General features: G+C 58.3%; 19 protein-coding genes and 5 tRNA genes. 19 read left to right on the top strand and 5 right to left on the bottom strand.

The features are described from left to right. Positions 1–33 precede the first annotated feature (33 nt). From ilvC to serA, 3 genes are all read left to right on the top strand, one after another. On the top strand, positions 34–1,050 hold the full coding sequence (gene ilvC, locus Q4E11_RS02095) for a ketol-acid reductoisomerase (RefSeq protein WP_303163210.1): 1,017 nt from the start codon (positions 34–36) through the stop codon (positions 1,048–1,050). 160 nt (positions 1,051–1,210) lie between these two features. Beyond that, on the top strand, positions 1,211–2,935 hold the full coding sequence (locus Q4E11_RS02090) for a hypothetical protein (protein WP_303163209.1): 1,725 nt from the start codon (positions 1,211–1,213) through the stop codon (positions 2,933–2,935). A 227-nt stretch (positions 2,936–3,162) separates the two neighbouring features. Next, on the top strand, positions 3,163–4,758 hold the full coding sequence (gene serA / locus Q4E11_RS02085) for a phosphoglycerate dehydrogenase (RefSeq protein WP_303163208.1): 1,596 nt from the start codon (positions 3,163–3,165) through the stop codon (positions 4,756–4,758). 83 nt (positions 4,759–4,841) lie between these two features. On the opposite strand, the gene Q4E11_RS02080 is transcribed toward serA, so the two are convergent. Beyond that, complete coding sequence (locus Q4E11_RS02080) at positions 4,842–6,344, bottom strand: acetyl-CoA hydrolase/transferase family protein (RefSeq protein ID WP_303163207.1); 1,503 nt, start codon at positions 6,342–6,344, stop codon at positions 4,842–4,844. Between the two features lie 137 nt (positions 6,345–6,481). Further along, positions 6,482–7,552, bottom strand: a complete 1,071-nt coding sequence (locus Q4E11_RS02075; protein ID WP_303163205.1) for a GTP-binding protein — start codon at positions 7,550–7,552, stop codon at positions 6,482–6,484. A gap of 259 nt (positions 7,553–7,811) precedes the next feature. On the opposite strand from Q4E11_RS02075, the gene Q4E11_RS02070 reads away from it, so the two are divergent. From Q4E11_RS02070 to Q4E11_RS02060, 3 genes are all read left to right on the top strand, one after another. Further along, positions 7,812–9,326, top strand: a complete 1,515-nt coding sequence (locus Q4E11_RS02070) for an acetyl-CoA hydrolase/transferase family protein (RefSeq protein ID WP_303163202.1) — start codon at positions 7,812–7,814, stop codon at positions 9,324–9,326. Between the two features lie 283 nt (positions 9,327–9,609). Then, positions 9,610–11,004: an HNH endonuclease signature motif containing protein gene (locus Q4E11_RS02065; RefSeq protein ID WP_303163201.1), complete on the top strand. Its 1,395-nt coding sequence runs from the start codon at positions 9,610–9,612 to the stop codon at positions 11,002–11,004. A 49-nt stretch (positions 11,005–11,053) separates the two neighbouring features. Then, on the top strand, positions 11,054–12,088 hold the full coding sequence (locus tag Q4E11_RS02060) for a 3-isopropylmalate dehydrogenase (protein ID WP_303163200.1): 1,035 nt from the start codon (positions 11,054–11,056) through the stop codon (positions 12,086–12,088). Positions 12,089–12,106: 18 nt separating this feature from the next. Here Q4E11_RS02060 and Q4E11_RS02055 read toward each other — a convergent pair whose 3' ends face one another. Further along, entirely contained in the window at positions 12,107–12,742 is a 636-nt protein-coding gene (locus Q4E11_RS02055; RefSeq protein ID WP_303163199.1) for a DUF664 domain-containing protein, read from the bottom strand. A gap of 61 nt (positions 12,743–12,803) precedes the next feature. Here Q4E11_RS02055 and Q4E11_RS02050 point away from each other — a divergent pair, with 61 nt between their 5' ends. Genes Q4E11_RS02050 through Q4E11_RS02040 form a run of 3 tightly spaced genes read left to right on the top strand, consistent with a single transcriptional unit; the run spans position 12,804 to position 16,106 of the window. Then, positions 12,804–14,666: a DUF294 nucleotidyltransferase-like domain-containing protein gene (locus tag Q4E11_RS02050; RefSeq protein ID WP_303163198.1), complete on the top strand. Its 1,863-nt coding sequence runs from the start codon at positions 12,804–12,806 to the stop codon at positions 14,664–14,666. 10 nt (positions 14,667–14,676) lie between these two features. Next, positions 14,677–15,294, top strand: coding sequence for a 3'-5' exonuclease (locus Q4E11_RS02045; protein ID WP_303163197.1), 618 nt, complete (start codon positions 14,677–14,679; stop codon positions 15,292–15,294). A 23-nt stretch (positions 15,295–15,317) separates the two neighbouring features. Beyond that, the gene (locus Q4E11_RS02040) at positions 15,318–16,106 is read left to right on the top strand and encodes a fumarylacetoacetate hydrolase family protein (RefSeq protein ID WP_303163195.1); all 789 of its coding nucleotides are present in this window, start codon (positions 15,318–15,320) and stop codon (positions 16,104–16,106) included. Here Q4E11_RS02040 and Q4E11_RS02035 read toward each other — a convergent pair. Beyond that, positions 16,103–17,311: an isochorismate synthase MenF gene (locus Q4E11_RS02035; protein ID WP_303163192.1), complete on the bottom strand. Its 1,209-nt coding sequence runs from the start codon at positions 17,309–17,311 to the stop codon at positions 16,103–16,105. The genes Q4E11_RS02040 and Q4E11_RS02035 overlap by 4 nt on opposite strands. A 77-nt stretch (positions 17,312–17,388) precedes the next feature. After that, positions 17,389–18,087, bottom strand: coding sequence for an SDR family oxidoreductase (locus Q4E11_RS02030; protein WP_303163189.1), 699 nt, complete (start codon positions 18,085–18,087; stop codon positions 17,389–17,391). On the opposite strand from Q4E11_RS02030, the gene Q4E11_RS02025 reads away from it, so the two are divergent. The 10 genes from Q4E11_RS02025 (at position 18,086) to Q4E11_RS01980 (ending at position 23,642) form a co-directional block, all read left to right on the top strand. Then, entirely contained in the window at positions 18,086–18,799 is a 714-nt protein-coding gene (locus tag Q4E11_RS02025; protein ID WP_303163188.1) for a TIM barrel protein, read from the top strand. The genes Q4E11_RS02030 and Q4E11_RS02025 overlap by 2 nt on opposite strands. A gap of 45 nt (positions 18,800–18,844) precedes the next feature. Further along, positions 18,845–20,332, top strand: a complete 1,488-nt coding sequence (gene gltX, locus Q4E11_RS02020; protein ID WP_303163186.1) for a glutamate--tRNA ligase — start codon at positions 18,845–18,847, stop codon at positions 20,330–20,332. A 68-nt stretch (positions 20,333–20,400) separates the two neighbouring features. Beyond that, positions 20,401–20,472 (top strand) — tRNA-Gln (locus tag Q4E11_RS02015). 34 nt (positions 20,473–20,506) lie between these two features. Continuing rightward, positions 20,507–20,579, top strand: a tRNA-Glu gene (locus Q4E11_RS02010). Positions 20,580–20,609: 30 nt separating this feature from the next. Beyond that, a tRNA-Gln gene (locus Q4E11_RS02005) sits at positions 20,610–20,681 on the top strand. A 34-nt stretch (positions 20,682–20,715) separates the two neighbouring features. After that, positions 20,716–20,791, top strand: a tRNA-Glu gene (locus Q4E11_RS02000). Positions 20,792–20,860: 69 nt separating this feature from the next. After that, a complete protein-coding gene (locus tag Q4E11_RS01995) occupies positions 20,861–21,640 on the top strand; it encodes a ThiF family adenylyltransferase (RefSeq protein ID WP_303163185.1) in 780 nt (259 codons plus the stop codon). Then, positions 21,640–22,404, top strand: a complete 765-nt coding sequence (locus Q4E11_RS01990) for a TatD family hydrolase (protein ID WP_303163184.1) — start codon at positions 21,640–21,642, stop codon at positions 22,402–22,404. Before Q4E11_RS01995 ends, Q4E11_RS01990 begins: the two co-directional genes overlap by 1 nt. A 98-nt stretch (positions 22,405–22,502) precedes the next feature. Then, positions 22,503–22,575, top strand: a tRNA-Glu gene (locus Q4E11_RS01985). A 110-nt stretch (positions 22,576–22,685) separates the two neighbouring features. Continuing rightward, entirely contained in the window at positions 22,686–23,642 is a 957-nt protein-coding gene (locus tag Q4E11_RS01980; RefSeq protein WP_303163182.1) for an L-lactate dehydrogenase, read from the top strand. Positions 23,643–23,660 lie beyond the last annotated feature (18 nt).

Genomic DNA, 23,660 nt, shown 5'->3' with positions numbered 1-23,660 from the left:
TCACGAACCTGATTCGAAAAGAGGCTAATTACTATGGCTATTGAACTGCTGTACGACGACGATGCTGATCTGTCCATCATCCAGGGACGCAAGGTCGCAATCCTGGGTTACGGTTCCCAGGGGCACGCTCACGCTCAGAACCTGCGTGAGTCCGGCGTTGAGGTCGTTATCGGTCTGCGCGACGGCTCCAAGTCCGCAGTGAAGGCCAAGGAGGCTGGTTTCGAGGTTAAGTCCAATGCTGACGCCGCCGCCTGGGCAGACGTCATCATGATGCTGGTGCCGGACACCACTCAGGCAAAGGTTTACAAGGAGGACATCGAGCCGAACCTGAAGGACGGCGACGCACTGTTCTTCGGCCACGGCCTGAACATCCACTTCGACCTGATTGAGCCGGCTGACAACATCACCGTTGGCATGGTTGCCCCGAAGGGCCCGGGTCACCTGGTCCGTCGTCAGTTCGTCGATGGCAAGGGCGTTCCTTGCCTGATCGCCGTTGACCAGGATCCGAAGGGCGAGGGCCGCGACTTGGCTCTGTCCTACGCCGCAGCTATCGGTGGCGCTCGCGCCGGCGTTATCCCGACCACCTTCGAGGCTGAGACCGTCACCGACCTGTTCGGTGAGCAGGCAGTTCTGTGCGGTGGCACCGAGGAACTGGTCAAGACCGGCTTTGAGGTTCTGGTTGAGGCTGGCTACGAGCCGGAGATGGCATACTTTGAGTGCTTCCACGAACTCAAGCTGATTGTTGACCTGATGTTCGAGGGCGGTCTGGCCAACATGAACTACTCGGTCTCCGACACCGCTGAGTTCGGTGGTTACCTGTCGGGCCCGCGCGTCATCACTTCTGAGACCAAGCAGCACATGCGTGAGATTCTGTCCGACATTCAGGACGGTTCCTTCACCAAGCGCCTGATTGCCAACGTTGAGGGCGGTAACAAGGAGCTCGAGGAGCTGCGCGCCGCTTCTAACGACCACCAGATTGAAGAGGTCGGCTCCAAGCTGCGCGATCTGATGAGCTGGGTCAAGGTTGACGCTCGCGCTGAGACTGCCTAAGTCGATTCTGCTTTAGTTCTAAGCAATCCCAGTGAGAGGGCTTCATCACAGTGGTCGCTGTGATGAAGCCCTCTTTTGTAATTTAACGACCTTTACACCTCGTATCGTGTGAAGGTTCGATAGTCTGATTACCTAGGTCAATTCATATACGGAGGTAAATGTGCGAGTATCCGCAATGGCGCGACGCGTCACTGCCACAATCGCTCTGGTCACCAGTCTCGCGCTGGGGTCGAGCGCGCTGGTCGCGTGTGGCGGTCCCGACAATGGCGTAGCTGCGAAGTCCGTGCCCGCCGAATCGGAGGTGCTTGGCGACGATATCGCTGCGTCCGAGAAACTGCTCGACAGCTCGGAGGCCGTCATTGTCTCTTCGGCCGGTGCCACTGAGCAGCGTCGTGCAGCAGGCATTGCGGTAGCTGCAGGACTTCCGATGTTGGTGGTGGGCTCTGCCGATGAGGTAGAGGATGAGGCCGTCGCTAAGAGTCCGAAGAAGGATTCCCGCGGTCGCGATACCGGCGCTGATATCGCCGAGGTGGAAAAGGAAATTGACCGCCTGGGTGCCAAGACAGTACTCACCGTCGGCGCTGTGGACTTGACCGGGGGAGAGGACCTGCAGGTCGTATCCGATCCGGGAAATGCTGAAGGGCTGAAGAAGCTTCTCGATGTCGACTTCAAGATTCTGGACAAGCCAGAGTCGAAGCCGACCCGCGCCATCGCGGAGATGGATGCAGAAAAGCCGAGCATTGTCGATGCCAAGGTTCCGGGTGAGGGCACCGCTGACCAGGAGCGCCTGGACCGCGCCAATGATGGCCAGGATGACAAGGGACAGGAAGAGGTAACTCTGCCGAAGGGCACTCCAAAGGAGGAGTCCGATGCCTTGGCGCTGGCCGCTCCCGGCACGGGGCTGGCCTCTATCGCCACGGCACGTGCGGCTGGTCTGAAGGTCAGCTGGTTGCCGGTTGGCGATGCTCGCGCCACGTCTGAATCCATTGCAGCTGCACGCGACGGTAAGTCTCTGATTGCGCTCGGAAAGGTCTTCGGCGCCAAGGGCAAGTTCGACCAATCCATCAAACTCGCCAAGGACGACAAGGTGAAGGAGCTTCCCGGCGGCGGCACGCTGCTGTTCCCAGGTCGTCACTTGGTTGCCACCTATGGTCACCCGGGCGTTGCTCCGCTGGGTGTGATGGGTGAAGATGATCCGGAGGGCGCGGTCAAGCGCGTTCAGGACTACGTCAAGCAGTACGAAAAGCTTGCCGACGATTCGGTGCTGCCGGCATTCGAAATCATTGCTTCTGTCGCACAGGCCGATCCAGGCCCACGCGGTGACTACTCGGAGCCAGCACCGGTTGAAACGTTGAAGCCATATGTCGATGCGATGACCAAGGCCGGAGGCTACGTCATCATCGACCTGCAGCCGGGAAGTGCGGACTTCCTGGATCAGGCGCAGTTCTACGAAGAACTGCTGAAGATGCCGAATGTTGGTCTGGCACTCGACCCGGAGTGGAAGATGGAGCCGGGGCAGGTTCCGGCAACTGAGGTCGGCCACGTTCAGGCCGAGGAGGTCAACCGAGTCGCTGATTGGTTGGCCAAGCTGACCCGTGAGAACAATTTGCCGCAGAAGATGCTGATGCTGCACCAGTTCCAGCTGCAGATGATTCGTGACCGCGAAAAGCTCGATTTGTCTCACCCGGAGCTCGCTTACGTCCTGCATGCCGACGGCCATGGCACCCGCCAGGAAAAGTTTGAGACCTGGAATGTGATGCTCCAGGATCTTCAGCCGGAGATTTTCGAGGCGTGGAAGAACTTCATCGACGAGGACAACCCGATGTTTACCCCCGAGGAGACGATGAACATCGAGCCTCGTCCGTGGCTGGTGACTTACCAGTAATGCCGGCGACTCCTCGGTGACCCGGTATTTTCCGCTATTGCGATAGCGGGGGCAGCGGCGCTTACTCCCTAAACAAAGGGTGGTAAGCGCCGTTTTGTTTAGGTATGTCCCCCCGAGCCTCACCCCCAGAGTTTATGATGAGAGTTAATGCGCGTGTGCACGTTACAGAGACTGTTCCAGTGTCAGCGCAAATACTTAAAAATTACGAGACTAACCAGGAGATGCTTGTGAGCCAGAACGCTCGCCCCGTTGTCCTCATCGCCGACAAGCTGGCACAGTCCACTGTGGACGCATTGGGGGATTCCGTTGAGGTCCGTTGGGTAGATGGCCCGAACCGCCCTGAGCTCCTGGCGGCAGTTGGTGAGGCTGACGCATTGCTCGTCCGCTCTGCCACCACCGTGGACCAGGAAGTTCTTGAAGCCGCTCCGAACCTGAAGATTGTCGGTCGCGCCGGTGTCGGTCTGGATAACGTTGACATCGATACCGCTACCAAGCGCGGCGTCATGGTCGTTAACGCTCCGACCTCCAATATTCACTCTGCATGTGAGCACGCTATCGCTCTGCTGCTGGCTACTGCACGCCAGCTGCCGGCTGCTGATGCCTCGCTGCGTGAGGGGGAGTGGAAGCGCTCTTCCTTCAAGGGTGTGGAAATCTTCGGCAAGACCGTCGGCATTGTTGGCTTCGGCCACATTGGTCAGCTGTTCGCACAGCGCTTGGCCGCTTTTGAGACCAACATCATCGCATACGATCCGTACGCTAACCCGGCTCGTGCTGCTCAGCTCGGTGTCGAGCTGGTCGAGCTCGAGGACCTGATGGCCCGCGCGGACTTCGTTACCATCCACCTTCCGAAGACCAAGGAAACTGCTGGCATGTTCGATGCCGAGCTGCTGTCCAAGGCTAAGAAGGGTCAGATCATCATCAACGCCGCCCGCGGCGGTCTCGTCGACGAGCAGGCGCTTGCCGACGCGATCAAGGCTGGCAACATCCGTGGTGCTGGCTTCGACGTTTACGCTACCGAGCCGTGCACTGACTCTCCGCTGTTTGATCTTCCGCAGACCGTTTGCGCTCCGCACTTGGGTGCATCCACCGTGGAGGCCCAGGACCGCGCTGGTACCGACGTTGCTAAGTCCGTTCTACTGGCACTGGCCGGCGAGTTCGTTCCGGACGCTGTCAACGTCTCCGGTGGTGCTGTCGGTGAAGAGGTCGCTCTGTGGCTCGAGCTGGCTCGTGAGCTGGGTCTGGTTGCCGGTGGCCTGCTCGACGCTGCTCCGGCCGCTGTCGAGGTCACCGCTCGCGGTGAGCTGAGCACCGAGGACGTCGATGTCCTGGGTATGGCTGCTGTCCGCGGTCTGTTCTCCCAGATGGTTGAAGAGCCGGTTACTTTCGTCAACGCTCCGCGTATCGCTGAGGAGCGCGGCGTGACCTTCACTGTTGAGACCGAGCCGGAGTCCGTCTCCCACCGCTCCGTCCTGGAGGTTAAGGTCATCGGTGCAGATGGCTCCACCGCCACTGTCGTTGGTGCTCTCACTGGCCTTGCTCGCGTTGAGAAGATTGTCCGCATCAATGGTCGCGGCATCGACATGCGCGCTGAGGGCCGTAACCTGTTCCTGCTGTACAAGGATGTCCCAGGTGCTCTGGGGCGCGTTGCCACCACTCTGGGGCAGGCTGGCATCAACATCGAGGCCGCTGCACTGTCCCCGCAGGAAGCAGACAAGACCGCTATCCTGGTTCTGCGCGTGACCGAGGAGGTTCCGGAGGAGATCATCGAGAAGATCACCGAGGATATCTCCGCTTCCCACGCTCTGCAGCTGCAGCTGGATTAAGCCCGAAGATATTAAAAAATCCCCTCCGCCTGGAGGGGATTTTTTGTGCCTGTTAGCGGCTGAAAAGTTGCCTGAGGAAGGGACTAGCCCTTCATGGAGCCCTTTTCAATCATGTTGATGTGGAAGTCGAAGGCCGTGCGCAGGTCGTGCGGGGTGGCCATAGCCGGCGCGGTCTTCAGAGCGCGCTCGTAGTACTCCTCCAGCAGCGGCTGGTAGTCCGGGTGCGCAACGGAGATCATCTTGGCAACGCGGTCACGCGGAGCCAGGCCACGCAGGTCGGCGAAGCCGCGCTCGGTGATGATGACCATAGCGTCGTGCTCAGTGTGGTCGATGTGGGATGCGAACGGCACGATGGTCGAGATTGCGCCATCCTTAGCCAGCGACGGGGAGATGAAGGAAGAAACGAAAGCGTTACGGGTGAAGTCGCCCGAGCCACCGATGCCGTTCATCATGCGCGAGCCGTTGATGTGGGTGGAGTTGACATTGCCGTAGATGTCAGCCTCAATCATGCCGTTGGTAGCAATCAGGCCCACGCGGCGGACAACCTCTGGGTGATTCGAAATCTGCTGCGGGCGCAGGATGATGTTCTTGCGGTAACGAGCAGCCTCGTTGTTCATCTTCTCCGCAGCATCCGGGGACAGGGAGAAGGAGGTAGCCGACGCGACAGTCATTTTGCCGGCGTCAATCAGGTCGATCATGCCGTCCTGAATAACCTCGGTGTAGGCCTTGATGTTCTCGAACTTGGAATCCAGCAGACCTGCCATCACAGCATTCGGCACGTTACCGACACCGGACTGCATGATGTACTGGTCATATGCCAGGCGGCCAGCGCGAACCTCGCCCTCGAGGAAGTCGAGGAAGTGGCCGGCAATTGCCTTCGAGGTGTCATCCAGCGGCTTGAACGGGGAGTTGCGGTCAGGTGCGTTGGTCTCGACGACAGCAACGACCTTTTCCTTGTTGATGTCGATGTACGGGGTACCAATGCGGTCGCCCGGAGCGTTAATCGGCACCGGGGTGCGGTTCGGCAGATGCTGGATACGGTAGATATCGTGCATGCCCTCGAGCTCTTCGGACTGCCAGGAGTTGACCTCGAGGATGATCTTGTCGGCGTTGTCCATCCACTCGACGTTGTTGCCAACGCTTGACGACGGAACGAGGTGGCCATCTTCAGTAATACGGGTGACCTCAACAATTGCAACGTCAATAGGCAGGAAGCCCTGCTCGATGTACTGTGCCGACTGCGACAGGTGAATGTCCTGGTACTTTGCCTTACCAGCGTTGATGGACTTACGCAGAGCCGGGTCGCCCTGGTACGGCATGCGGTAGCGAATGATATCCGCTTCAGCCATCACACCGTCACAGTCCGGAGCGGTAGAAGCGCCGGTGTAGATATCGACTGCGAATTCCTCGCCCTTGGCGTGGAGCTCCTTGCCGCGGTTTGCCAGTGCGGTCGGCAGCGCCTTCGGGTAGCCAGCGCCAGTGAAGCCGGAAATGCCGATGGCATCACCGTGATTAACCAACTGAGCTGCTTCGTCGGCACTCATTACCTTGCTGCGCAGGCCTGCGTGTGCGATGCGATCAGACATGTCAACTCCTAGATAGACTGTTCGACACTTATTTTGTGGCCTAACGTAGCACGAGCTAACAGTGTGCTGCCACACACGCAGGTAGGCAAGTGATTTGGGCCACGATACAGCTCGAATAGTGTCTTTGTCGAGGGGAGTTACAGCAAAGCTCTGACTTCTTCGTCGGACAACATTGCGTCTTCAAAGGCCTGCAATGTTGCATCCGGGTCAAAGTTGACACCGATAAGTACTACTTCATTTGACGGCGGGACATCTGTCTGTGCCCACATGATTGCTGGAGTGATTTTTAGATTCGGGCCGGCCTGGCTCCAGACGTGCGCCACTTCCAGGCGGTCGGCAATCCAGCAGTGACCCTTGGAGCGGACGAGTCCCTTGGTTGCCCGCAGTGCCTTGATGAGGCGGTCGCGGTCGAACGGCCTTGAGCCACGGAATACTACAGAGGAGATGCCGTATTCCTCAGTCTCGGGCGTGTGTGGATTGGCAAGTTCTTCGGCGTAGCCGTGGAATGTGGCCGCAGTTCCTTCGTCGTAAAGCGCGGCATCGAGAATCGCGGCGGTGGCGATATCGCCGTTGGTGACCCGGACGATGCGGGCACGCGGATTCATGGCGCGGATGGTTTCTTCGGTGCCGCCAGTGAGTTTCTCGCCGGCGAGGTCAGATTTGGTGACGAGGATGAGGTCCGCGAATTCCACCTGGTCGACAAGGAGGTCGGCGACCGTGCGTTCGTCGTCAGGCAGCGCGCGTCCGTGACGGAGACTGTCGAGGAATGTGGAGGCGTCGACGAGTGTGACCATGGTGTCGATGGGAGCGATGTCGGCGAGACGGCGGCCGTCGTCGAATTCCCATTCAAAGGTGGCGGCGACGGGCATGGGCTCGGAGATGCCCGTGGATTCGATGACGATGTGCTCGAACTTGCCGCTGCGCGCGAGTTTGCCGACGTTTTCGACGAGGTCATCGCGAAGAGTACAGCAGATGCAACCGTTCGACATTTCGATGAAACGATCTTCGCCGCGTTCGAGGTAGCTGCCCTGTTCAATGAGGGCGGCATCGACGTTGACTTCGGAGAAGTCGTTGACGATGACCGCAATCTTGCGGCCCTGGGAATTGGCTAGCAGGTGGTTGAGGAGTGTGGTTTTGCCTGCGCCGAGGAATCCGGACAGAACGGTAACGGGAGTGGTTTGGGCGTGGTTGGTCTGTTGAGAAGTCACTCGACAAGAATAGCGAAATGAAAATGATTGTCAATAATATAAAGGCTTGTGGCGTGCGTTACATTGTGTTATGAAGTGTGTTCTAAAGCGCAGGTGTCGGGAGGGGTGAAAACGGTGTTGTCCTTGCCTTAAAACGGGGGAGAGAGTGGGCATCTGAATGAATGTGAATAACCACTTCGTTGATATGGTTGGGGTGTGCTTCGGTGTTCGTAGCGCCACCCCCAATAGCCGCTTTGGGGGTAAATAGAAAGGTGAATTGATGTCAGATCGTATTGCCCATGCGGGTCTCAAATCCAAGGTGATGACCGCGGAAGAAGCCGCGCAGTTCATCAATCATGGAGACATGGTGGGCTTTGCCGGTTTTACCGGTGCTGGTTACCCGAGGGTTGTGCCGCCGGCCCTGGCTGAGCGTATTGAAGCTGCTCATGAGCGTGGCGAAGAGTTCAAGATTAAGGTCTTGACCGGTGCTTCCACGGCCCCGGAGCTAGACGGCGCACTGGCTAAGGCCAATGGTGTCGAGTGGCGTATGCCGTACCAGTCTGACCCGGGTATGCGTAACCGCATTAACGCTGGCGACGCCTACTACAGCGATATTCACCTGTCGCATTCCGGCCCCATGACGGAGCAGGGCTTCTTTGGTCCGGTCAACGTTGCTGTCGTTGAGGCAGTGCGCATTAAGCCGGATGGTTCCCTGATTCTGTCTTCCTCGGTTGGCAACAGCGTCTCGTACCTGAAGGCTGCTGAGAAGATCATTATTGAGGTCAACTCCTGGCAGTCTGAGGATCTCGAAGGTATGCACGACATCTACAGCGTCGGCCTGCCGCCGAACCGCAAGGAGATTCCGATTCTGACTCCGGGTGACCGCATTGGTACCCCAAATGTTCCGATCGACGTCGACAAGGTTGTCGCTGTCGTCGAGACTAACGCCGAGGACCGTAACTCCCCGTTCAAGCCGCTGGATGATAACTCCAAGGCTATCGCTGGCTACCTGCTCGACTTCCTTGATGGTGAGGTAAAGGCCGGTCGCCTGCCGGAGAATCTGCTGCCGATGCAGTCCGGTGTCGGTAATATCCCGAACGCTGTTCTGGCTGGTCTTCTCGACTCCAAGTATGAGAACCTGATGTCGTTCACCGAGGTTATTCAGGATGGCATGATCGACCTGATGGATGCGGGCAAGCTGACCATGGCTTCCGGTACTGCATTCTCCCTGTCGCCGGAGTATGCAGCTCGCATGAATGAGAACGCTGCGGACTACCGTGAGAAGATTGTTCTGCGCCCGCAGGACATCTCCAACAACCCGGGCCTGACCCGCCGTATGGGTCTGATTACCACCAACGGCATGATTGAGGCCGACATCTACGGTAATGTCAACTCCACTCACGTGGCTGGTTCCCGCATGATGAACGGCATCGGTGGTTCGGGTGACTTCACTCGTAACGCCTACATTTCCACCTTCGTGTCTCCGTCCACCGCTAAGGGCGGCGACATCTCCGCCATCGTCCCGATGGTCTCGCATGTTGACCACACCGAGCATGATGTCATGGTCATTATCACCGAGCAGGGCCTTGCTGACCTGCGTGGTCTGGCTCCGCGTCAGCGCTCCCGCGTTGTCATTGAGAAGTGTGCTCACCCGATGTACAAGGAAGCTCTGCTTGAGTACGTCGAGCGCGCCGAAAAGGCTACCCCGTACATGCACACCCCGCATGACCTGGGTACTTCCTACGACTTCCACCGCCGTTTCCTCGAGAACGGTTCGATGAAGCCGGTCGACTAATCGTCGCGTTTTCCCGCTTTACGACGGTGCTTGCGTTGTAGGGCGGGATTTTTCTATCGCTTGGCTCGAATAAATGTTCGAATAACTGAGGGTTGATTCTCGAAATTGTATCCGGGGTTTGGCATAAGCTTTGGCTGACTTGAAAAGGCAACTGTTCGTAAGGGGACTCGTAAGGAGGAACAGTGCAATGTCAGGGACGGAACCAAACGGAGAATTTCGATTTAGTCATGAGGTGAGAGCGCATCCGCTCGCAGAGGCTGCGCGGGAGATAAACCGCTTGCATGTGGCTATTGCGCTACAGGTCGCACCGCCCGATGATGGGGATGTTGAAGCGCATCTGGCTTATTGGTCGGTGGTGTTGGGGCTTTCGCGCTCTGAAGTTAATAAGTATATGGAAATCGGTTACATGCTTGGGCGGATGCCGCAGTTGGCGGCGGAGTGTGCCGGGCGTGGTCACTTGTCTTTGCGGCATTTGGCAATGCTTGGCAGGCATACCCGGCCTGTGGCGGATGACAAGATTGACGCAGTGGAGCCGGGGCTTATGGCCGTCGTCAAGCCTCGTCGTGATGGGGAAGCGTTACGTGGTGTGCAGGCGCTGGCGGTGCGCGTGCAGCGGGTATTGGATGAGTGCGTGCCTGAGGTGCGCCCGCGTGACATCGATGTCGTCGGAGCTCAGGCCGATCAGGCCTTGGCGCAGAATGTGGATGCGACGGTGGATGCGGCTGTTGAGGTGCTGGCGGATGTGGCGGCATATGAGCTGGATGGGGCTGATGTTGCAGCTCCAATGGAGTCTCCGGAAGTCTGCGAAGTTCAGGCTGTGGCACTCGACTATTTCGGCGACCGAATGACGCCGCGGGAGTTTGTTGCTGTTGATGACCGCGATACCACGGGTGCGACAACGGTGACGGCGGTCTTGGAGCGGCACCACGCGGTGGAGGCGATGGCAATCGTCGATGCGGTGGCGGCAAAGCTGAAAGTCAATCGAGCTGAAGCTTTCATGCATGCGCTGCGTGGAACCTGTGACGTTGAGGTAAATCTTGAACTCTTTCGAGTTTTGACGCCAGGGACGGATGGTACGCCCGAAAATACTCCGGTATGGCTGTCGGGTGCGGGGTGGCTATCGCCGCTGGCTGCGGAGTCGTGGATGAATCGGGTCTCCACGTTGCGTGTGCTTGGAGATAGCGCGGTTGAGGGGTATCGGCCTTCTGAGTCGCAGCGGGCATTCGTTCGTGCTCGTGATGGCGTGTGCAGCTTTCCGGGGTGTGATGTTCCTGCGGAGAGGTGCGATATCGACCATATTGTGGAGTTCAATCACGATCTCGCTCCAGGTGAGCGTCTGCAGGAGGCCTCTACGCACACTGATAATCTGCACTGTCTTTGCCGGAGGCATCACAATCTAAAGACTGCTGGAATGTGGCGCGTGGTGCGCGGAGAAGGTGGAGTGGAGGAGTGGACTTTTCTTTCTTGTGATGAGGGACCATTTGCCAAGTCGGGTAAGGCGCACACCGGCCATGGTCGTTACACCTTCGCGTCTCAGACGGAAAAGAAAACAGCGGCGCTGGTGGAACATAATGAAAGGCGTCGCAAGTTGCACGATAAACTCCGCGAGTTGGTGGAAAAGGTGCAGCGGGAGGTGGGGAAAAACCAGAGTGCTGGAGAAAATCAATCGGATGGCTAGCGTCTGCTACACTCATGAGTGTCCATATAGTGAGAAGGGTATCTCAAAAATGACAGAGGAACGTAAGCTAAAGATTGCGGTCATCCCGGGTGATGGCATCGGCACGGAGGTGACGGCAGAGGCATTGAAGGTCCTTAAGGCCGCCATCGGTGACTTCGACACCACAGAGTACGACCTTGGATCGCGTCGCTACCTGCGCAATGGGGAGCTGCTTACTGATGCCGACTTGGATTCCCTGCGCGAGCATGATGCCATTTTGCTCGGCGCTATCGGTGACCCGGAAAACGTTCCTCCAGGAGTCCTGGAGCGTGGTCTGCTGCTGAAGATGCGCTTTGCTCTGGATCACCATGTCAATCTGCGCCCGTCGAAGCTCTTCCCAGGTGTGGAATCACCACTGAAGAACCCGGGCGAGATTGACTTTGTGGTTGTCCGTGAGGGCACGGAGGGTGCCTACACCGGTAACGGTGGTGCTATTCGTGTTGGCACTCCGCACGAGGTCGCTAACGAAACCTCCGTGAACACTCGTTTCGGTGCCGAGCGTGTCGTGCGCTATGCATTCGAGCTGGCGATGACTCGCCGCAAGAAGCTCACGCTGGTCCACAAGACCAATGTCCTGGTTCACGGCGGTGGCATGTGGCAGCGCACAGTCAACGAGGTCGCGAAGGAATACCCAGAGGTTGAGGTTGATTACTCGCACATCGACGCTGCGACGATTTACCTGGTCACCAACCCTTCGCGTTTCGACGTCATCGTTACCGACAACCTCTTCGGTGACATTCTGACTGACGAGGCCGGCGCAGTCTCCGGTGGCATTGGTCTGGCAGCATCCGGCAATATCGACGCTTCCAACACCAACCCGTCAATGTTTGAGCCGGTACACGGCTCTGCTCCAGATATTGCTGGTAAGGGCATCGCTGACCCAACCGCTGCAATCCTGTCTGGCGCTATGATGCTGCGTCACCTTGGCCGCGAGGAGGACGCTCAGCGCATCGAGGCCGCTGTGGAGGCAGACATGGCCAGCCGCGGTAATGGCCCAATCAAGACCACCGAGGTCGGCGATCGCATTGCAGCAGCGCTGAAGTAACTACTCGCCAGAACCAGCCTAAAAAACCACATTCCTGCCATCGACGGTTTCGATATGAGTCCTGCCGTCGGTGGCATGTTCAATATGGTCGGCTGAGTGACCGACCTGGCGTAGTACGTCAATCACAGTGTCAAGGGCCGAGTCTGTTGCTCCAGCTGCTCCAGATGCCGAGTCCGTACCCAGACCTGTGGCCAAGGCATCTCGAGTAATTTCGGCATGCCCAAGGTGTTGCGCAGCCTCGTGGAACACGTGGACAATAACGCCCTCGATAGACGCACACCACCAACGCTCCTTGTCAGTTGGAATCACAGCAGGAGCTTGTGAGCGATTCATACCCTGCAGTTCAGCCAGTGCAGACTCAATCGCGGCTCGGTCTCGGTGGTAAATTTCTAGTCTGTCCGCAACGCTGCAATTTGCAGAAAACTCGCCCTCGCGGTCACGAACATAATTACGGCCAAGGCATACAGCCTCGAGCCAGTACCTCGCGGATCCTGTTACATGTCGAAGTAATACTGCCAGACTATTGATGGCGGGAATGGGCAGGGTGGCATTGAACGTGCCGTCGTCAAGCGGTTCGACGAGTGCTGCGAGCTTGTCCATGCTTGCGAGGATGTGGGAGTCGAGTGGCCATTCGGGGTTGTTGGTACTAGTCATGGTTCCAAGTCTTCCAGCAAAGTGGTCGTATCAGCAGCAAAAATAGGGAACAATTGTCCTCATGACCGTCGAGCTTGCGGAGATCGCAAACTTCCTCAGCCACATTCGCCCCTTCTCGGAGCTTTCCCATGATGAGTGTGGGACCATTCCACCGCTTCTGACCATGCGTTATGTGCGTCGTGGTACCGAAATTATTCGCGCTGGCGCGGAAAATCGGAACTGTTTCATTATTCGTGCAGGGTTGGTGGACGTCTTCGACCCCGCCGGAACTTTGCTGGATAGGCGCGATGTGGGAGATCACTTCGGCTATTCGACGCTGCTTTCCGGTGACCCCTCGCTGTATACCATGACGGCGGTGGAAGACTGCGTCTTTCTGGTGATATCTCAGGAGGTATTTGACCAGCTAAACGCGCAGTTTGCGGAGGTGCGTCGCTACTATGGCGGTGAGAATGCGCGTATCCGCGCGGTTGCCTCTCAGCTGCGTAACACGGCTGCGTCGGAGTCTTTGCGCACGCGCGTGTCGGAGCTTATGGAGCCAAATCTCATTACCTGCGGCACGGAAGCAACAGTGCAGCAAGCCGCAGCCATTATGTCGGAGAAAAATGTTTCCAGCCTGCTGGTGATGGATGACTCCAGCAAGCTCGTGGGCATCATCACTGACCGCGATCTTCGTCGCCGAGTGTTGGCGCAGGCGAGACCTGCGAGTACGTCGGTAAGTGAAATAATGACGCGCAACCCCGAAACCGTGAGCCCGAGTCTTCTCGTGTTTGAGGCGATGCTGCTGATGGCTGAGCGCGGGTATCATCACCTACCAGTACACGACGGTGACCGTGTCGTGGGAATGATTGTCATCGGTGACCTGCTGCGCAGTCTGCATACTGATCCCGTCTACGCCACCGCGACACTTGCGCGTAAGCACGACATCAGCGAAATTGCAGAGATTGCAGCAAACGCGCGCAGGATTGTGGGGCGATTCGTCGAGAGGGGAGACTCCGCGGAGGAAGTCTCCAAGCTGCTCACCGCTGTCGCGGATGCCGTCACGCGTCGTATCGTGGCGCTGGCGGAGGAAAAACTAGGGGCCCCGCCGGTGTCGTACGCGTTTGCGGTTCTCGGCTCGCATGGCCGTGGCGAAATGGGGCTCGCCTCTGACCAGGACAACGCGCTGGTGCTCTCCGACGACTACGACGCGTCCGTGCACGGCGACTACTTCGCCTCGCTTAGCGACGAAATCTGCGCCAACCTTGACCGTGTTGGTTATCCGCTTTGCCCTGGCAACATGATGGCGAGTAACCCCGAGTGGCGCATGCCGCTGTCGCAGTGGCTGCACACTTTTCACAGCTGGATTACAGCGCCGGAAGCAGAGGCCCTTCTGCATGCGCAGGCTTTCTTCGATATGCGAGCCGTAGCAGGCGAGACGCAAATGGTAGATGACCTGCGTGCGTCGTTCCTACCGTTGGCGCAAAACTCGCTGCGCCTGCACGCGCATTTGGCGAAACTTGCAGCCCGGCGCGAGCCGCCATTGGGCTTCTTCCGTGGCTTTGTGCTGGAAAAGGGCGGGGAACATGCGGAGACCCTGGATATCAAGAAGGGCGGCGTGGCAGCAGTGGTACAGATGGCTCGGCTGTTTTCGGTGGCCGCGGGGCTGCCGCAGCTGTCGACGCGTGAACGGTTGGCCGCAAGCAGTGGTGCCGGCAGCGTCAGCCGCCTGGGAGCTCAAGATCTCGCGGACGCCTTTGAGTTCCTCTGTACGGTGCAATTGAGTCACCAGCAGTCGCAGGCGGATATGAAGAAGGAGCCGGATAATTACGTGTCTCCCAAGCAACTGTCGAGCCTGGAGCGAGAGCATCTGCGCGATGCTTTCGGAGTGATTCGCAAAATGCAGCAGGGGCTTGGGGCGAAGTACCCGATCAGGGCGATGTCGTGAGAGCGTTGTCATGAGGCTCTTTCTTCCCAACAGACTCAAAGCTACCGGTGCGCTCAAAGAGCTCTATGAGACGCCCGTGCGCCACGATGCCTGGCTTGCCGTCGATGTGGAAACCACCGGCCTCGACCCCGCCACAGACAAGCTGGTCTCCATTGGTTGGGTAGCGGTAGAGGGGAGCGATATCGTGCTGGCCGAGTCTGAGCATCTCATAGTCCGACCTGAGCAAAACACGGAGAGCGTGGGCGATTCAGCGACGCTCCATGGGCTTACCGACGACATCCTCGCAACCGGAGTACCGGCAGAAGTGGCCGTCGAAAAGCTGTTACACGCTCTGCGCGGGCGGACGTTGCTGGCGCATTACGCGCAGATGGAGATTGGCTTTCTAGATCCGCTGTGCCGAAAGTACTTCGGTGCGCGCTTTAAAGTGTCGGTGGCCGACACGATGCAACGCGAGTATGAAGCCATGTTGCGCGCTGGCAGACAGCCCGTGCGAGATGAGTTGCGGCTGTGGTCACTGTGCGATAAGTACGGTATCCCGCACATGAAAGCGCATCATGCGCTCAATGATGCGGTGGCGTGCGCGTTGGTGTGGCAGGCCCAGAATTCGGGGGCGATGCAAAAACCATAGAATGTGACGTGTAACCTATTTTTATGCGTATTGCTCGAATCGCCCACCCAGAGGGCATGTGCTTCGCGCTCGTTGAGGGCGAAGGCAATGAAGTTACTTTGCACGAGATCGAGGGACACCCCTTCGGTCAGATCAACAAGACCGGCCGTTCATGGCCGCTTGCCGACGTGCGTCTGCTCGCCCCGATGCTGCCGTCGAAGGTCATCGCCATCGGTCGTAACTACGCTGATCACGTCGCCGAGGTCTTCAAGAAGTCGGCCGAGAAGCTCCCGCCCACGATGTTCATCAAGCCGCCGACGGCCGTAGTTGGTCCGGAAGCGCCGATTCGTATCCCGGAGTTCGCCACGAATGTCGAGTTTGAGGGCGAGCTGGCGCTGATTATTGGCAAGCCGTGTAAGAACGTCAAGAAGGAACAGGCCCACGATGTGATCTTCGGATACACCATCGTCAACGATGTTTCTTCCCGTGACCTGCAGTTTGCCGACGGTCAGTGGGCACGCGCCAAGGGCATTGATACATTTTGCCCGCTGGGCCCGTGGATTCAGACTGAGCTGGATTACAACGAGCTGCCGATTAAGGCACACCTGACGCATGAGGGTGTCACCGAGACCAAGCAGGACTCCAACTCAAACCAGATGATTATGTCCATCCCGGAGATTATCGAGTTCATCACGGCCTCAATCACTCTGCTGCCGGGCGATGTGATCTGCACCGGTTCTCCGGCAGGTACCGCGCCGATGTTCCCGGGCGACCGCATTGAGGTTGAGATTCCGGGTATTGGCACGCTGGCCAATCCGGTGGAGCGAGCTTAAGCTTTAACTCCAAACGCGCGGAGCACGGTGCCCATCTTGGCGCTGGTCTCCGCGACTTCTTCTTCTGGGTCGGAGTGCGACACAATGCCGCCTCCGGCCCATAGTCGTGCCACGGTGCCACCGGTATCGACTTCGGCGCAGCGAATGGACACGACAAACTCGCCGTCACCATTTTCATCGCACCAGCCCACCGCGCCGGAGTAAAAACCGCGGTCGGTCTCGACGGCCTTAATCACTCCGAACGCCGACTCCATCGGCGTGCCGCAGATAGCTGGTGTGGGATGCACGACCAGCGCCAAGTCCAATGCCGACAGCGAGGCATCCTTCAGGCGTCCACGGATATGTGTCGCCAGATGCCACATCTCGGCAGTGCTCATCAGTTCAGGGCTCTCCGGCACTTCCAGCGAGCTGCACAGCGGCGCCAAATTCTCGGCGATGTCGTCCACGACAAAGGCGTGCTCATCGAGATTCTTGCGCGAATCCGCTAATCGACGGGCTGTTGCGCGGTCCACCTCTTTATTCCGCGACCTCGGCAGAGATCCAGCCAGCGGAAACGCTTCCACAATGTCGCCGGTGCGGCGCACTAGCATCTCCGGGGAGGAACCAATCAGCAGCTTGCCGTCGAATGCAGAGCCCGCGGGGGAGAGATCGACGACAAAGCCATCGCGGTTGGGGGACCCGTCGATAAGCCTGGCAGCGAGCAAAAGCGGATCAATCGGCGGATCAATTTCCAGCTCCACAGCGCGCGCGAGCACGACCTTTTCCAACCCGGAGTGGGCGATGGTGCGGATTGCGGCATCGACACGATCGCCGTGCTCTTCGGGGACGGGATCATAGGCGACAACGCGAGCCTTCGGCTGTGGTGCGTTCCAGCGGTAGTGAGCTGGTGGTTCCAGCGGTTGACTGGAGCGGATGACCTCGCGGGGAACGGTCAGCGCGGCCGGCGCGTCGAGGTCAAAGGGGAGAGCTCCGACGACCATCTTGTGCATACCGGCGTGTAGCTGCTCGGCGGCGAGCCACGGGTCGGAAATTTGCTCCTCTACACCCTTTGTGCGGATGGAACCGTGCGCGCGGGAGAGCAAAAAGTCGGGAGCGGTATCTGGGCGTGATTGGTCCCAGCGAGAGGAGCGCTGTGGCTGCTTCTTCTTCGGCGGTTCCTCGAAATTGCTGTCTCCGCCCAGCGAGGGATGATTGTTCATGGACATAGTCCCTTGGAAACCCTCCTCGCTCCAGTCGCTCCAGTCCACCGACTTCCCAATTACGCTCTAGTTTAAGGGGCGCGCTACCCCCTACCCAAAAAGGGCATACCCGCAGCGGTAATCGTCAGCTCATCAATGACGGCTTCACGTGGCAGATTCGCGGCATGCAGGAAGGTCTCCGCAGCGTGCCGCGCATCGAACATCGGCTCGCTGCCGGTAAACGTCCCCAGCAGATCAGTCTGCGCATTGCCGATATCAATGCGCGTCGCAGTGATGCCGTACTCGCGCCCGTCCAGGGCCAGCACTCGGGTCATTCCCGCAAGCGCGCTTTTCGACGTCGCGTAGGCGGCCGTATGCGCCCGCGGTACCTGCGCTGCGATGGAGCAGTTGACCAGGATTCGGCCGCCGCGATCCTTCATGCGGTTGAATGCTTCGCGCGCGCAGAGAAAGGAGCCAATCACATTGGTATCGATAACCGCGCGGAAGTCGGTGATATTGGTGTCGCCGAACTCAGCCGGAGTGCCGGGCAAACCTGCGTTCAAAACTACCGCGTCCAGTCGGCCAGTATGCGCCTGAGCCTGGGAAAACATCTCGACTACCTGAGCTTCATCGGTGATGTCGCACTGTGAGTAGGTGATGTTGTCGCTTTTAGCTGCGGTATCCGCAAGTGCGTCGACACGTCTGCCGCAGATATGCACGTGCCAGTCCGTGGCGGCAAAAGTCAGGGCAATTTCGCGACCAATCCCGCCTCCGCCGCCGGTTACTACTACCGTCTTATCCATGAGCACCATTATTAACTGCTCCACGGTCTACGCACATCTATCTGCCACAGATGCCGTGGCGGCCGCGCGTGCCGATGGCTACTCGACGGTCGAGTTCTGGTGGCCTTTTAACCGCCCCGTGCCGAGTCCCGAGGAGATTTCCGCCTTTTGCAATCTCTTCGATGACGGCGTGCAGCTCTACGCCATGAACTTGTGGGGCGGTGACATGGGCTCAGGTCAGCGGGGAGTGCTCCATGTTGAACCGCTGCCTGTGGGACACCTTGAGGTAGTTGAGCGGATTGCTGCCGAAACGGGGCTGCAGTGCTCAAATGTATTGCTCGGGCGCTCGGGTCAACTCACTGATGCCCAGGTCGAGCGGCTGGCCGAAATCACCGCGCAGCTTAAGACCGGTGGCGTGCGTGCCCTGATTGAGCCGCTGTCCGGGATGACGGACTACCCAATCACCAATCCATGGCAGGCCGATGAACTGGCCAAACGCACAGGAGCAGGAGTGCTCGCAGACTTCTACCACTTCGCGGCCAATGGAATAGACGTGGAAGAGTGGCTGGCAGATGTCAGCAGTGGAACTGTGAGCCTGCCCGAGCATGTTCAGATTGCCGACTTCCCGGGCCGCGGCGCGCCGGGCACGGGCTCCGCTCCGTTGACTGAGTGGATTAACCGACTGGCCGCCGCTGGATATTCCGGTCGCGTGGCAGGCGAGTGGACTAGTTAGCCCTATGCATGCCTGCAGGTGAGAGGGCGGGTATCGTGGGAAAGCATGTCAGATGTTCGCGTACGCTTTTGCCCGTCGCCAACCGGAACCCCGCACGTTGGCCTCATCCGCACAGCCCTGTTCAACTGGGCTTATGCCCGCCACACCGGCGGCAAGCTAATCTTCCGCATCGAAGATACCGATGCCGCTCGCGATTCCGAAGAGTCTTACCAGGCCATCATTGAGGCACTGAATTGGCTCGGAATCGACTGGGATGAGGGCATTGACGTCGGCGGTCCGCACGGCCCATACCGCCAGTCGCAGCGCAAGGACATCTACGCTGATGTGCTTCAGCGCCTGATTGATGCCGGTGAGGCCTACGAGGCGTTCTCCACCGCAGAAGAGGTCGAGGAACGCCACAAGGCCGCTGGTCGTGATCCGAAGCTGGGCTACGACAACTATGACCGCAATCTCACCGAGGAGCAGAAGGAGGCCTTCCGTGCGGAGGGCCGCAAGCCGGTGATTCGTCTGCGCATGCCGGACGAGGACATTGTGTTTGAAGACCTCGTGCGCGGCCGCGTCGAGTTCAAGGCGGGTCTGGTTCCGGACTTCGTCATTGCCCGCTCCAATGGTGAGCCACTGTACACCCTGGTCAACCCGGTTGATGACGCCCTGATGGAAATCACCCACGTCCTTCGTGGTGAGGATCTGCTGCCGTCGACCCCGCGCCAGATTGCGCTGTATGAGTCGCTGAAGCGCATTGGTGTTGCCAAGTTCACCCCGCAGTTTGGTCATCTGCCGTTCGTGATGGGGGAGGGCAACAAGAAGCTGTCCAAGCGCGACCCACAGTCCAACCTGTTCATTCACCGTGACAACGGTTTCATCCCAGAGGGCCTGCTGAACTACCTGGCTCTGCTGGGTTGGTCCCTGGATGGTGACAAGGACATCTTCACCATGGATGAGATGGTCGCTGCCTTCGACATTCACGACGTGTTGTCCAACCCGGCCCGCTTCGATCAGAAGAAGGCCGATGCCATCAACGCTGATCACATCCGCATGCTCGACCCGAAGGACTTTGAGCAGCGTCTGCGTACCTACCTCGAGAGCCACTTCGACTTCCCGGCTGATTACCCAGCCGACAAGTTCGCATTCCTGGCAACCCTGCTGCAGACTCGTGTGAAGACGCTTTCCGACGCCTGGGACCTCTCGAAGTTCTTGGTCGTGGAAGAGGATGAGTTCACCTTTGATGAGCGCTCGGCGCGCCGTAACTTCAAGGAAGAGGCCGTGGCGGTGCTCGAGGCAGCTCTGGCAGCTGTTGAGCCGCTCAGCGATGAGGAGTTTGTCACCGACAAGCTCGAGGCCGCACTTCAGAAGGCTCTCATCGAGGATCTGGAGCTGAAGCCTCGTAAGGCATTTGGCCCGGTGCGCGTGGCTGTTACCGGCGCACAGGTCTCCCCGCCGCTGTTCGAGTCCATGGAGCTGCTCGGCCGCGAGCGCTCCATCGCTCGTCTGCGCAAGGCGCTTGAGGTGACTCCTTGGCAGGGAGAAAATTAGTTTGACCAGCTGATTTGCTCAATTCGACGAGAATTGGCTATATTATTCCTCGTTGCGTTGAGCAGCGATGGCCTATGGTGTAATTGGCAACACAACGGTTTCTGGTACCGTCATTCTAGGTTCGAGTCCTGGTAGGCCAGCAGTGAAGAGATTCACTACTTGAAAAAGTTCTAAGCCCCGTTCGTCTAGCGGCCTAGGACGCCGCCCTCTCACGGCGGTAACACGGGTTCAAATCCCGTACGGGGTACAAAGACAGCGTGAAAGCGCCAGTCTTTATTGGCCTATGGTGTAATTGGCAACACAACGGTTTCTGGTACCGTCATTCTAGGTTCGAGTCCTGGTAGGCCAGCAGTGAAGAGATTCACTACTTGAAAAAGTTCTAAGCCCCGTTCGTCTAGCGGCCTAGGACGCCGCCCTCTCACGGCGGTAACACGGGTTCAAATCCCGTACGGGGTACCAATTAACTCCCCAGCCACTTATCGGCTGGGGAGTTTTCTTGTCTTAAGAATCGAGGCGACAATGACGACAGTGACCAGTGAACGATTCGCGCGACTGCGGCTCATCCTCGGTGAGGAGGGGCTGGAAAAACTCGCTGGTTCCACCGTCATGGTCGTCGGTCTGGGCGGAGTGGGTTCCAGCTGTGCGGAGGCGCTTGCACGGGGTGGTGTTGGCAATCTCATCCTGCTCGATGGCGATGTGATTGAGGAGAGCAATCTCAACCGTCAGGCGCTCGCGTTTGTCTCTACTGTGGGGCGCGTCAAGGCTGAAGTGATGGAAGCCATGGTCGCCGACATCAATCCGGACTGCGCCACTTATGCCCAAAAGGTCTACCTCACCAGGGAAAATCTTGCTGATACATTTGCGCAGTTCCCGCGCCCGGATTACGTCATCGACGCAATTGACAACGTCACCGGCAAGATTGAGATTGCGCAGTGGTGTGCGGAAAACCGCGTCCATCTCATTTCCTCCATGGGCGGTGGGAATAAATTGGATCCGTCGTATCTGACTTTCTCCAAGATCAATAAAACAAAGGTCTGCCCATTGGCAAAGATTGTTCGCCAGGTGTGCATCCGTCGCCGCATCCGCGGTTTGGAAGTGCTGTACTCCACGGAGGAAACCGTGAAGATTGCGAATAAGGGCAGCGGCACCAAGTCGGAGACTCTCGGTACCATGAGCTATATCCCGCCCATTATGGGACAAATGCTGGCTGGCAAGGTCATTCGCCGAATGCTCGGGCTGGAGGAAACTCCACTGGCGCCGCGTATCGGTCAGCCGGCCGACGAGACTCAGCCACCGACGGAAAAATAATGCGTCTTATCGATACCCACTATCACTACGACTTTCTCCCGTGCCACGCCCGTGAGAATTTTCGCACTGCCATGGCAAACGAGGGTATCGGCTTTATCGCGCAGACTGTCCTGCCGTCCGGTTTCCTACAGCTAGAGCGCGAAGAGCTCGCGATGCCCGCCGTCGGTTTCCACCCGTGGTATATCGCCGAAAACTACCCGCGCGAACTCGAAATCTTTCGAGAGGCACTGCAACGCACCCGCTTTGTCGGCGAGATCGGTCTGGACTTCGCGCCGCGCAGGCTTGACGACGTATCGGCCGCGACTCAACTCCACGTGCTGAGAAGCATCCTGGAAGCCATCCGAGACACCGCTACGCCTGAACCATGTGTCCTTTCTATTCACACGGTCCGCAGTGCTACTGCTGTTCTCGACCTGCTGGAGGAAGTCGGAGTTGGGCCGGAGCATGCGATCCCCATCTTTCATCGCTTCGGGGGCACCAGCGATGAGCTCACCAGGCTCGTCCGTAGCGGTGGCTACATCTCCGTCAATCCGCTGATGCTACAAACGAAACGCGGTAGGGCATATGTGGCACAAGTGCCCGTCGATAAGCTGCTCTTAGAGACAGACCTGCCGCGTGCAAAGGACTGCGATGCGTCGGACCCGGCGGGGCAGGTGGCTGCGGCGTTGCGTGAGACTGTTCGAGACGTTGCGAAGGCGCGGAAGATGGACGTCGATGAATTTTCCGTAGCCCTCGAAAACAATGCTCAGAATTTGGGTTTTTAGGACTTTGAACTGCGGGTTTGCAGTAAGTGGACAGTCATAGGGTATGGTTAACGAGTCCGCGGCGCAGTGCAGAACTCCGTCGGCGGAGAAAGTTCTAAGCCCCGTTCGTCTAGCGGCCTAGGACGCCGCCCTCTCACGGCGGTAACACGGGTTCAAATCCCGTACGGGGTACAAATTTTAAAGCCTCCACTCGAAACTGAGTGGGGGCTTTTTCATGTGCGTCAATTTTTCTGCACCAAGTTTTTTCAGCAGTCCTAGTATCGAGACCTAGTATCGAGACTATGAAACACTCAAAGCTTGTATGTATCGGTCTCGGTCACGTTGGTTCGTATGTGCTGACGTATGCCATGGAATCGGGACTTTTTGCTGAGATTGCCACGATTGATACCGCACCTGGTGTCGCGCATGGGGAGGCGCTTGATCAGTCGCAGTCCACCGGTGTGCCAGGTACTGACTATGTCGATGTGCATGTCGGCGACTACAGCGACTGCGCTGATGCAGACATGATCATCATCGCTGCCGGCGCGTCGATTGTGCCCGATCCGGATGACCCCAATTCACGTCCAGACCGCGCTGGATTGGCCAAGCTCAGCGGGGAAGTGGTGCGGGATGTCATGCCGGGCATCGTGAAGCACACGCGTGACGCGATTGTCCTGTTTATTACCAATCCGCTCGACGCTGTGGTCCATCTGGCGCACACAGAGTTTGATTACCCGCAGGAAAAGCTGTTCGGTACTGGCACAATGTTGGATTCAGCCCGGTTGCGCTGGGTAGTTGCCAAGCAGTTGGGCATCGACCCGAAATCGGTGACGGGGTACATGATGGGTGAACACGGTCTTACCGCCGTGCCGATTCTGTCCACGCTCAATGTCCAGGGTGTCGGCTGGTCAGACCTTGAAAAGTGGCATGGAAAGCCACTGCCCACGGCACAGGAGATTCAGGATGCGGTCGTGGGATCGGCCTATGACGTGCTCAATGCCAAGGGCTGGACAAACGCGGGTGTGGCGCGTTCTGCTTTGGAGATTGCCCGCGCCGTCATGCTGGATCAAAACAGCGTTCACCCAGTGTGCACGCGTCTGGACGGCGAATATGGGCTGCCGGATGTGTCACTGTCCATGCCTGCAGTAATCGGTCGCGAGGGTATCATTCGCCGCATGCCGCCACAGCTCAATGATTGGGAGATGGAGCAGCTACACGCTTCAGCAAAGTACATTCTGAGCACCGTTGAGAATATGTAGGGCGAGCTTTGGCATAAA

This window comes from Corynebacterium sp. (assembly GCF_030532195.1).
Taxonomy (GTDB): Bacteria; Actinomycetota; Actinomycetes; order Mycobacteriales; family Mycobacteriaceae; genus Corynebacterium.
The sequence above is the reverse complement of the archived record's forward strand: the minus strand, read 5'-3'. Positions and strand labels throughout refer to the sequence as shown.